Origin of the sequence: Lysobacter sp. 1R34A (assembly GCF_051217035.1) — a bacterium.
Classification (GTDB): domain Bacteria; phylum Pseudomonadota; class Gammaproteobacteria; order Xanthomonadales; family Xanthomonadaceae; genus Lysobacter.
In genome coordinates this window covers 1-10540 of the sequence record NZ_JBPKJP010000120.1, presented here as the reverse complement: position 1 = coordinate 10540, position 10540 = coordinate 1, and the positions used below count along the sequence as shown (strand labels likewise).

The following is a 10540-nucleotide window of genomic DNA, read 5'->3' as shown; positions in this document are numbered from 1 at the left end:
CTGCGACCGCCTGCGCCGCCGCGGCATCGCGCCCGCGCAGCGCGTCGAAAGCCTGGGCAAGCCGCATCGGCGCCGCCCCGGGCGCGGGCAAGTCGTCGCACAACAGCACCCGCAGCAGCATGCCGAGCTGATAGACGTCGGTCGCGGTGGTGACCGGACGCCCGTCGCGCTGTTCCGGCGCCGCCCAGGCCGGGGTCATCGCCAGGGTCTGGGCCTGCTCGGGGTCGGCCTCGTCGAGCAGTTTGGCGATACCGAAGTCGAGCAGCTTGGCCTGGCCGGCCTCGTCGACCAGGACGTTGGCCGGCTTGAGGTCGCGATGCACGATCAGGGCGCGATGGGCGAAGTCGACCGCGGCGCAAACCTGTCGCACCAGCGCGACGCGTTGCTCGACCGTCGCCGACCGCGCCGCGCACCAGCGAGTGATCGGTTCGCCGCGTACCAGCTCCATCGCGAACCAGGGCTGGCCCGCTTCGGTCACCCCGCCGTCGTACAACTGGGCGATGCCGGCGTGCTGCAAGCGAGCGAGCACCTGGCGCTCGCGCAGGAAGCGCTCGGTCAAGGGCACGAAATTGTTCCAGATGCGTTTCAGCGCGACCTCGCGCTCGAACGCGCCATCGCAGCGTTCGGCACGGAACACCTCGCCCATGCCGCCGCGGCCGATCCGTTCGATCAGCCGATAGGGACCGATCTGCGCTCCGGTCGCCTCGCCTTGCGGCGATGCCGCAGTCGGATCGATACCGGCTTGCGATTCCTCGACCTGGGCCGACAGCGCTCGGACTCGCATGAGCAGCGCCTCGTCGCCTGCGCAGGCCTGCGCGAGCAAGCGCTCGCGTTGCGCCGGAGCGGCGTCGAGAATTCTGCGGAACAGCTGCAGGGCGCGGCGTTCGAGCGATGAGTCGTCGGAGGTCATGCTGAAGCTCTGGCGTGGGGGCGCAGAAGACAACGCGAAGCGCCGCCGCGACCTGCCATCACTCGGACAAACGATCGCGCAGCCAGGCGCGCGCCGCGGCCCAGTCGCGATAGACCGTGCGCTCCTCCACCTCGAGCAAGCGCGCGACCTCGGCCACGCTCAGCCCGGTGAAATAGCGCAGTTCGACCACTTGGGCCATGCGTTCGTCGAGCCGGGCCAACTCGTCCAAGGCCGCGTCGAGTTCCGGCAACAAGGTGCGCTCCGGAATCGGCAGGTCGAGCGCGCAGGCGAAATCGTCGCGCCGCCAGGCGCCGCCGTGCTTGTCGCAGGCCGCGCGCCGGGCGCGGTCGACCAACAACTGCCGCATGATTCGTGCCGCGGTATTGAACAGATGCGCGCGGCTGCCCAGGCACTGCGGCCGATCGCTACCGAGCAAACGCAAGAACACATCGTTGACCAACGCCGTCGGCTGCAGAGTGTCGTGCCCGCGATGGCCGTACAGCTCGCGCCGCGCGATGCCGCGCAGATCGGCATAGACCAAGGGCAGCAAGGCATCGAGCGCCTTGGCATCGCCCGCGCCCCAGCGCTGCAGCATCTGGGTCACATCGCCCTGCGGCGAGCCGTATGCCGCTGCCTCATCGGTCGGCGGCGCCAACCCGGCGGCTTCCACCGCAGACTCGCTCGCCATCGCCGCCCGCGGCGACTCCAATACGTCCAAACCCGCCATAGCCGAGGTCCATCTTTGTCCTGCCCCCTACGACTAACGCAGTCCGCGGCCGGATGAGGACGCGGGGCGGATCGATCATTGGCAATGCCGAGCAGCGACGGTGTGGCGGCGTATGTTCAAGGGTCCGATGATCAAGCTTGCGCTGCCGCCGCCAGCCGCAAACGCATGCACACCGCCGACGCCGGGCACAGCGAGCGGAACTCGGCGCTGCGTTGGACGCCGTCCGGGGCGGCGGCACGGTCGATGACAGCGTAGCCGCGGCGGGCGAAGAAGGCTTCCGCGGTCTGGGTCAACAGCACCAGCTCGTGCAGGCCGCGCGCTCGCGCGTCGGTTTCCAGCGAGCAGGCCAGGGCGTGGCCGATGCCTTGATGGCGTGCGTGCGGTACGACCGCCAGGGAGCGCAACAGGCCGGCCTCGTCGAAGACTTCGATACCGACCACTCCGAGCATCGCCCCGTCGTCGTCGACGGCGACCCGGAACTCGACCGCGGCGCTGTCGAGGTCGTCGACCGGCAGGCGGTTGGCGATCAGCAAGGCGCGCACGGCGGCGGTTTCTCCGGAGGCGGTGCTACGTATGGTCGGCGTCATCGTCGGCTCTTTGCAGGCGCAGGGGCCTGGATATCTTCGCCGATCGCCAGGCAGGCTTCACGACACCCGGCGTCCTTCGGCGTCGATCACGACTTCGCCGTCTTCCTTGCTGAAGGGCCGGGTGATCGGCGGCAGCAGGTCGAGCACGAGTTCGGAGGGGCGACACAGGCGCACGCCCAGCGGGCTGACCACGAAGGGGCGGTTGATCAGGATCGGCTCGCGAAGCATCGCTTCAATCAGGGCATCGTCCGACAGCGTCGCATCGTCGAGTCCGCGCTCGACATAAGGCGGTACGTTCTGGCGCATGGCTTCGCGCACGCCGAGGCCGGCGGCGGCGATCAGCTCGACCAGGGCCGCGCGCGAGGGCGGGTCCTGCAGGTATTCGATCACCGTCGGCTCGATGCCGGCGTGGCGGATCAGGGCCAGGGTGTTGCGCGAGGTGCCGCAGGCGGGGTTGTGGTAGATGGTGACGTCCATGAGCTCAGCTCTCGTTGGATGCGCAGGCGCTGCCGCAGCATGCGGACGGCGGGCGGAGATCGGCAGCGATGGGGTTGGGGGTGCCGGTGTCGGATTCTGCATCGTTCGCGGCGAGCTCGCCCGCGTCGGCCGCCGGCGGCGCCACCGCGCCGGAAGCCACGGCCAGCGCTTGCGCGGCGAGGTCGCCCTTGCGCTCGCTGTAGCGGCTGCCGAGATACTCGCTGCGGTCGCGCACCAGCAGGGTGAACTTGAACAGCTCTTCCATCACGTCGACGATGCGGTCGTAGTACGGCGAGGGCTTCATGCGCCCGTGCTCGTCGAACTCCTGCCAGGCCTTCGGCACCGAGGACTGGTTCGGGATGGTGATCATGCGCATCCAGCGGCCGAGCACGCGCAGCGCGTTGACGACGTTGAACGACTGCGAGCCGCCGCAGACCTGCATGACCGCGAGGGTGCGGCCCTGGGTCGGGCGCACGCTGCCCTCTTCCAGCGGCAGCCAGTCGATCTGGTTCTTGAACACCGCGGTCGGGCTGCCGTGGCGCTCCGGACTGACCCAGACCTGCCCCTCGGACCACAGCGACCACTCGCGCAGTTGCCGTACCTTGGGGTGGTCGGCGCTGACGCTGTCGAGGATCGGCAGCTCGTGCGGGTCGAACACCCGGGTCTCGGCGCCGAAGTGGCGCAGTATCCGCTCGGCCTCGAGCGCGGCCTTGCGGCTGAACGATTGCGGCCGCAGCGAGCCGTACAGGATCAGGATCCGCGGCGGGTGGGTCGCCCCGGCGAGCGCGAGTTTGCCGAGGTCGGGCAGGTCCACGGCGGCGCTGACGAGGTTGGGCAATTGGGTCATGGTGGAGCGGCTTGAGGTCGATAGTTGTTTCTACTATTCTGGAATTATGGAAATCAATCAAGCCACCACCGCCCTGGCCGCCCTGGGCCAGTCCACCCGCCTGGCGATCTTCCGCCTGTTGGTCGAGGCCGGCCCGGCCGGACGCATGGCCGGCGAGATCGCCGACGCCCTCGCGCTGCCGGGCGCGACCTTGTCCTTCCATCTCAAGGAGCTCAGCGCTGCCGGCCTGGTCCAGGGCGAATCGCAGGGCCGCTACATCTGCTACCGCGCCGACTTCGGCGCGATGAACGGCCTGATCGAGTTCCTGACCCGCAACTGCTGCGGCGGCGAGCCGCAGCAGTGCGCGCCAGCCACGTGCGACCTGCAGGCCGGCAGCTGCGCAAGCCGGAAGGAGGCGCAGGCATGAGCGCGGCCGCGCAAACCGCCACGCCGGCGCCATTGGCCAAGCGCATGGGCGCGTTCGAGCGCCACCTGACCTGGTGGGTGCTGGCCTGCATCGTCGCCGGCACCGCGCTCGGCTACGCTCTGCCGGGGCTATTCACGACCCTTGGCGAAGCCGAGGTCGCCAAGGTCAACCTGCCGGTGGCGGCGCTGATCTGGCTGATGATCGTGCCGATGCTGTTGAAGATCGATTTCGCCGCGATGGCGCAGGTGCGGCGGCAATGGCGCGGTATCGGCGTGACCTTGTTCGTGAATTGGGCGGTCAAACCGTTCTCGATGGCGCTGCTGGCGTGGATCTTCATCCGCCATGCTTTCGCCGACCGCCTGCCGGTCGAGCAACTCGACTCCTACGTCGCCGGCCTGATCCTGCTCGCGGCCGCACCGTGCACGGCGATGGTGTTCGTGTGGAGCAATCTGTGCGACGGCGATCCGGAGTTCACCCTGAGCCAGGTCGCGCTCAACGACCTGATCATGGTGGTCGCGTTCGCGCCGATCGTCGGCCTGTTGCTGGGGCTGTCGTCGATCGTGGTGCCGTGGTCGACCTTGCTGCTGTCGGTCGGGCTGTACATCGTCGCGCCGGTAGCGATCGCGATGCTGCTGCGCAAGGCGGTGCTGCGCCGTGGCGGCGCTGCCGCGCTGCAGCGTCTGCTGCATCGCCTCGGGCCGTTGTCGCTGGCCGCCTTGTTGCTGATGCTGGTGCTGTTGTTCGGTTTCCAAGGGCGGCAGATCGTGGCCCAACCGGCGATCATCGCGATGCTGGCGGTGCCGATCCTGATCCAGGTTTATTTCACTTCGGGCCTGTCCTATCTGCTCAATCGCAAGTTGGGCGTGGCGCACAGTGTCGCCGGCCCGTCGGCGCTGATCGGCGCAAGCAATTTCTTCGAACTGGCGGTGGCCGCCGCGGTCGGCCTGTTCGGCGTGCACTCCGGCGCCGCGCTGGCGACCGTGGTCGGCGTGTTGGTGGAAGTGCCGGTGATGTTGTCGGTGGTGCGGATAGTCAACGCCAGCAAGGGCTGGTACGCCGCGCGCGCCTGAGCGCGAAACGTTTGGCGAGCAAAGAATCGGCGCGCCCGGGCCGACCGCCGCGGGCGCGCATCGCCGCCTCAGGCGGCGCGACGCCGGGCGAGTTCGGATTCGAACGCGGCGCGGGCCGCGCCGGAAATCATCCGCGCACGCGTCCACGCCGCTTCCGCCGCGGAGGCGGCCTGCGACCAGGACAGCGTCGACCCGGAACAGATCTGCTGATAGCGCGCTTCCAGTTCGGGCACCACCTCGTCGAAGACGAGGCCCGGATTTTCGATCTGCGCGGTGATGCCGAGATAGATCGCCGGCGCGTAATCCTCGAACCGGGTGCCATCGCGGTAGAACGCCGCGTGACGATAGTTCAACGCCCAGTAGCTCAAGGGCAGTGTCGTAGCGTCCACGGAAGATTTCTTGGTCATGGTGCAAGGCTCCGGTCAGGTCGAAGCCCCCTGTGCGCGGCACGATAATCGATGCGGCGCCGAAGTTTATGACCGTTCGTTCATAGACTTGCCGAAGACCTTAGTCGCTCACGCTGCAATTGTGATCGGCCACACGCTTCAACATCGCGTTAACGCCGGCGATGGAATGCTGAGCGTGAACTGCAACGCCGGACTCCGCAGCGGCTGCTGTCGATCGCGGCGTAGCGCCTGCACGCGAACGGATTCATCCATGACAGATGGCCGACGGATAGCCGACAGCCAACCGGCCGCCGACCCCGGCTCGCGGAGCTCGCCATGTGGGACCCCGAGAAATACCTCGACTTCGCCGATCTGCGCGGCCGGCCGTTCTTCGATCTGATCGCGCGCGTACGCGCCGAACATCCGCGGCGCGTGGTCGACCTCGGCTGCGGCCCGGGCAATCTGACCCGTGCGCTCGCCGCGCGCTGGCCTGAGGCGACACTCGAAGCCAGCGACAACTCGCCGGAGATGGTGCAGGCGGCGCAAGCGGCCGGCGTCGCCGCCGAATTGCGCGATGTGCGCGATTGGATGCCGCGAGCGGACACCGACGTGGTGGTCTCCAATGCGGTCCTGCAATGGGTGCCCGAGCACCGCGAACTGCTGCGTCGTTGGGCGCGCGAACTGCCCGCGGGTGCGTGGATCGCGATCCAGGTGCCGGGCAACTTCGATGCGCCCTCGCATAGGCTGGTGCGCGAGCTGGCGGCCAGCGCGGCATGGGCGCCGCTGCTGGGCGCGATGGGATTGCGCGAAGGCGACTCGGTCGACTCGCCGCGCGCCTATGCCGAACTGTTGGCGGCGCAGGACTGCGAGGTCGACGCCTGGGAAACCATCTACGTGCAACGTCTGTACGGCCCGGACGCGGTGCTGGAATGGATCAGCGGTACCGCACTGCGGCCGATCCGGGCCGCGCTCGACGGCGCCGACTGGCAGCGCTTTTGCGCCGAGCTCGCGCCGCGGCTGGACCGCGCCTATCCGCCGCGCGGCGACGGCAGCACCTGGTTCGAGTTCCGCCGCATCTTCGTGGTCGCGCGCACCGCGCAGCGTTGACCTCGCCGGCCTGTACAGGCCTGCATCGGCCGATGGAAAATCGCCCCGCGGCCATCCTTGCCGCGGGACGCGGGGTTGGCCTATAACGCTCGGCCGCCAAATTTGTGGGTGTATTGCAGAAAGACCTGGCGGCCTACGGCATCGAACCAGGACACGTCGTAGTACGGGTAGCTGCTGTAGCTCGGGTCTTCCGGCGGCAGCTTGTCGAACAGGTTGGTCACCGCCAGCGACACCTGGGCGTGGTCGCTGAAGCGGTAGCGCAGCGAGGCGTTGTAGCGGTAGGTCGCGCCGATCCAGGCGCCGGCCTCGCCGCCGGGCTCGTAGACCTCGTTGTAGGAATCCCCGCTCGGCAACCGGCCCAGGCGTTCGCCGTGCACGGTCGCCGCCCAACGATCCTTCTCCCAGCTGACACTGGCGCTGGCCTTGGTGCGCGGGATGTCGAAGCCGCTGTTGACCGCGAACTGGTCTTCGACGCGGTCGCCGGCGTACTGCTGGCTGTCGTGTTCGCGCACCCAGGTGTAGCTGGCGCCCAGGCGAAAGGTGCCCAGGCCGGTGTCGAGACGGTAATGAGCGCTGAAATCGACGCCGCTGGTGCGTTCGCGGGCGATGTTGATCGGGTTGACGTAGACGCCGTACAGCTTGCCGTCGCCGGAGCGCCGGACCCGCGCCAGCGCATCGGCGCAGGTCGGCGAGCCGGCATCCACCGCGCTGCCGTCGGCGCGGCTGCCGAGGCGGCAGCCGGCCTCGTCGCGCAGCACGTCGTCGATGCGCAGGTCCTGGACCTGGTCGCTCAAGTCGATGTCGAAATAGTCGACCGAGAAATCCAGGTTCGCGCGCGGCGACCAGACCACGCCGGCGGTCCACGAGGTGCTGGTTTCCGGTTCCAGCTTGCGGTTGCCGCTGCGGGCGACGATCACGTTCTCGTCGCCGTAAGAGCAATCGTTGAGATCGCTGTCCGGCTCTTCGCTGCGGCAGCGGTAATGGTCGATGCCGCTCGCCTCCAGGTTGCCTTCGCCGGCGAACACGTAATGCAGGTCGGGTGCGCGGAACGCGGTGCCGTAAGAGCCGCGCAGCAGCAGCGCGTCGAACGGCCGCCACTCCAGACCGGCGCTGTAGGTGAATTTGTCGATGTCGTGGCCGCCGTAGCGGTATTGGTCGTAGCGTCCGGCGACGCTCAGGTTGAAGCGCTCGTGCAAGGGCAGGCGCAATTCGCCCGCCGCCGCCCAGCGGTCGCGGCTGCCGTGGCCGTCGGAATCGCGCCAGCTGTAGTAGTGGTAGCCGGTCGCGAGCGGGTCGGGGCGCAAGTCGTAGCTCTGGTTGCCGAGTTCGAGGGTGCCGGCGAACCCGACCGCGCCGGCCGGCAGGGCGAACAGCCCGGTGTTGGTCACGGTCAGCGACAGCGCGTCGGTGCGCGACTTCGGCCGATAGGTCGAGCGCGCGCCGATCGCCTCGTACTCCTGCCGGCTCAGCGGCCGGTAGAGGCGCTCGGGGCCGGCGTCGAAGATCGCGAAGCCGTCGTCGTCGACGCCGAGCTGCGGGCCCAGAAACAGCTCGTTGGCGCGCGAGGCGACGATCTGCGGCCAGCTGATCGTCGACCGGTACTGCGAATGGCTCAGCGCGGCTTCCCAGTCCCAGGCCTCGCCGAAGCGGCCCTTGAGCCCGGTGGCGAGGCTGAAAGTGCGTTGCCGGGTGCGGATCATGCCGCGGTCCAGCCCGCCCATTTCCTCGGGCGAGAACTGGCGTTGCCAATACTCGACCTGATCCGTGGCGCGGTTGTGGAAGTAACCCGCCTCGTTTCCGTCCGGGGCCTGGTAGCTCCATTCGGTGACGTCGCGGTACATCGACAATTCGTGGTAACCCAATTGCACATCGGCGAACCACTCGCTGTGGTCGCCGAAGGCATAGCTCGACGAGGCGTAGGCGTTGAGGCCTTCGCGCTGGTTGATCATGGTGCCGTAGCCGATCGACTCGTCGCTGCCGCAGTAGTGGCCGGGCTCGCCGTCCGGCCCCCAGCCCGGACGCGACGCGCGGTAGGTCGTGCCTGCGTTGAGCGAAGCCAACGGCTCGCAGGCGGCGCCGGGGTCGAGGTATTCGTCGTACCAATTGGTGCGCAGGAACGCGCGGCGCGCGGCGCGGGCGCTCGCGGTCGGCGCGTCCCGGGTCGAGTCCTGGATCGAGCGCTCGTAGGCCCACAGCGGGTTCTGCACCTGCAGCTCGAAGCCGTAGACCGCGTTGAAGCGCTCGCGGCCATAACCGCTGGAGACGCTGAGGTTGAACGACTCGCTGCCGCCGCGGGTGCTGTCGCCGAGGCGGACATCGACGGTGGTGCCGTCGGCGTGCTTCTTGAGAATGAAGTTGACCACGCCGGAGATCGCGTCCGAGCCGTAGATCGCCGAGGCGCTGCCGGTCAGGATCTCGATCCGGTCGACCATGCCGAGCGGAATATTGGAGATATCGGTGAAGTTGCTGCGGCCCTTGAACGGCATCGGGAAGTCGGCGATGCGGCGGCCGTTGACCAGCACCAGGGTGTGGTTGGGGCCGAGCCCGCGCAGGTCGACTTGCTGCGCGCCTGGCGAGAAGTCGGCGGCGCTGGCCGACTGCTGGCTCTGGGTCTCGCCGCCGTTCTGGGTCATCGCCCGCAGCACGTCGGGCACGGTGGTGAAGCCGTTGGCCTGGATCTCCTGCGCGGTCATCACCGTGATCGGCGCCGGACCCTCGATCTGGCTGCGCGGGATACGCGAGCCGGTCACCTGCACACCCGCCAGCTCGGTCGCCGCCGTGGCCTCGACGATATCGGCGCCGCCCCCCATCGGCGCCAGCGAGGATTTGTCGCGCGGCTTCGGCGGCGGCGTCGGGTCCTTGACGATGACCATCGCCCCCGACGCATCGCGGCGCGCCACGTGGCCGCTGCCGAGCAGCAGACGGTCGAGCGCCGCCTCGGCGGTCATCGCCCCCCGCACACCGCGCGTGCGCAGCCCCTTCAAGCGATCGGCCCGATAGACGAACTGCACTCCCGACTGCCTCGCCAACACATCCAGCGCCGACACCAGCTCCCCAGCCGGAATGTCGATCGCCTCCCGCTTCGCCGCGACCTGCGCCTGCGCGGACAACGCGGCCGTACAGGCCAGACTCAACCACCACACGCGCGCACTTCGCGACATCGGGTTCCCCTCCCCATCGGCGCCTTGCGGCGCCCATCGGGATATCAGGACGAACGAAGCCGGCAAATCCCGCACGCGCGGCGCGCCGGTACGGCGCCGGCTAGCGGCTGTGCAGGACGATCCGGTCCGGCTGGTGCTCGACCCGGACCGGCGTGACCTGTTCGAGCAGGCGCACGAACACTTCGGTGTTGGACCAGCGGAAGTTGCCGCCGACCCGCAACTCGCCCGCGGCGGCATCGCCGATCACGATCTTGCGTGCGTTATAGCGGTTGAACTCGGCCGCGGCCGCGCTCAGGGGCGTGTCGCGGAACACCAGATAGCCGCGGCGCCAATCGACCTGGCGCTCGGCGTCCTCGACCGAACCGATCCGTACCAGCACGCCGCTGCGGCTGGCGAAGGCGGTGCTGCCGGCCGGCAATACGCTGGTCGGCTGGCGGCGGCCGCCGACCGGTTCGGATTCGAGCCGCACCGTGCCCTCGGTGACCACCACGCGCAGGTCGCCGCCCTCGCGGCGCACCGAGAAGCGGGTGCCGACCGCGATCACCCGGCGGCCGCCGGCCACCACCGCGAACGGCCGCCGCGCATCCTTGGCCACATCGAAAAAAACCTCGCCCTGCTGCAGTTCGACCTGGCGCTCGAGGCGCGACAGGGCCACCTCGATGCGGCTGTCGCTGCTCAAGGTGGCCTGCGAACCGTCGGCCAGAGCCACGTCGCTGAGGTCGCCCATCGCGGTGCGGTACGAGGCTTGCTCGACCACCGCATACCGCTGCCAGCCCCACCACGATGCGATGCCGAGCAGCGCGACCATCGCCGCGGCGGCATAGCGCCAGCCGCGGCCGCCGCGCGCTGTCGCGCGGCGCGG

General features: G+C 69.0%; 11 protein-coding genes. 3 read left to right on the top strand and 8 right to left on the bottom strand.

Going from position 1 to position 10540, the window contains the following annotated elements:
* The 5 genes from ACSAMQ_RS18330 to arsH form a co-directional block, all read right to left on the bottom strand.
* Positions 1 to 910, bottom strand: a 910-nt coding sequence (locus ACSAMQ_RS18330; RefSeq protein WP_435397036.1) for a serine/threonine-protein kinase, incomplete at its 3' end; no start/stop codon positions are given.
* A gap of 58 nt (positions 911 to 968) precedes the next feature.
* Positions 969 to 1637 carry an ECF-type sigma factor gene (locus ACSAMQ_RS18325; RefSeq protein WP_435397035.1) on the bottom strand — a complete coding sequence of 223 codons (669 nt, stop codon included), beginning with the start codon at positions 1635 to 1637 and terminating at the stop codon, positions 969 to 971.
* 131 nt (positions 1638 to 1768) lie between these two features.
* Entirely contained in the window at positions 1769 to 2224 is a 456-nt protein-coding gene (gene arsN2 / locus ACSAMQ_RS18320) for an arsenic resistance N-acetyltransferase ArsN2 (RefSeq protein WP_435397034.1), read from the bottom strand.
* A 57-nt stretch (positions 2225 to 2281) separates the two neighbouring features.
* Complete coding sequence (arsC, locus tag ACSAMQ_RS18315; protein ID WP_435397033.1) at positions 2282 to 2701, bottom strand: arsenate reductase (glutaredoxin); 420 nt, start codon at positions 2699 to 2701, stop codon at positions 2282 to 2284.
* Positions 2702 to 2705: 4 nt separating this feature from the next.
* Positions 2706 to 3548 carry an arsenical resistance protein ArsH gene (gene arsH / locus ACSAMQ_RS18310; protein WP_435397032.1) on the bottom strand — a complete coding sequence of 281 codons (843 nt, stop codon included), beginning with the start codon at positions 3546 to 3548 and terminating at the stop codon, positions 2706 to 2708.
* A gap of 46 nt (positions 3549 to 3594) precedes the next feature.
* Between arsH and ACSAMQ_RS18305 the strand changes: the two genes are divergently transcribed.
* Positions 3595 to 3954 (top strand): ArsR/SmtB family transcription factor, encoded by a 360-nt coding sequence (locus tag ACSAMQ_RS18305; RefSeq protein WP_435397031.1) that lies wholly within the window; start codon positions 3595 to 3597, stop codon positions 3952 to 3954.
* Between the two features lie 44 nt (positions 3955 to 3998).
* Entirely contained in the window at positions 3999 to 5024 is a 1026-nt protein-coding gene (arsB, locus tag ACSAMQ_RS18300) for an ACR3 family arsenite efflux transporter (RefSeq protein WP_435397037.1), read from the top strand.
* A 68-nt stretch (positions 5025 to 5092) separates the two neighbouring features.
* Here the strand turns inward: arsB and ACSAMQ_RS18295 are convergent, their stop codons facing one another.
* A complete protein-coding gene (locus tag ACSAMQ_RS18295) occupies positions 5093 to 5431 on the bottom strand; it encodes a hypothetical protein (protein WP_435397030.1) in 339 nt (112 codons plus the stop codon).
* Between the two features lie 315 nt (positions 5432 to 5746).
* On the opposite strand from ACSAMQ_RS18295, the gene ACSAMQ_RS18290 reads away from it, so the two are divergent.
* Entirely contained in the window at positions 5747 to 6517 is a 771-nt protein-coding gene (locus tag ACSAMQ_RS18290) for a trans-aconitate 2-methyltransferase (RefSeq protein ID WP_435397029.1), read from the top strand.
* Positions 6518 to 6597: 80 nt separating this feature from the next.
* On the opposite strand, the gene ACSAMQ_RS18285 is transcribed toward ACSAMQ_RS18290, so the two are convergent.
* Both ACSAMQ_RS18285 and ACSAMQ_RS18280 read right to left on the bottom strand, forming a co-directional pair.
* Positions 6598 to 9678, bottom strand: coding sequence for a TonB-dependent receptor (locus tag ACSAMQ_RS18285; protein WP_435397028.1), 3081 nt, complete (start codon positions 9676 to 9678; stop codon positions 6598 to 6600).
* A gap of 100 nt (positions 9679 to 9778) precedes the next feature.
* A partial coding sequence (locus tag ACSAMQ_RS18280; protein ID WP_435397027.1) for a FecR family protein occupies positions 9779 to 10540 on the bottom strand: 762 nt, incomplete at its 5' end.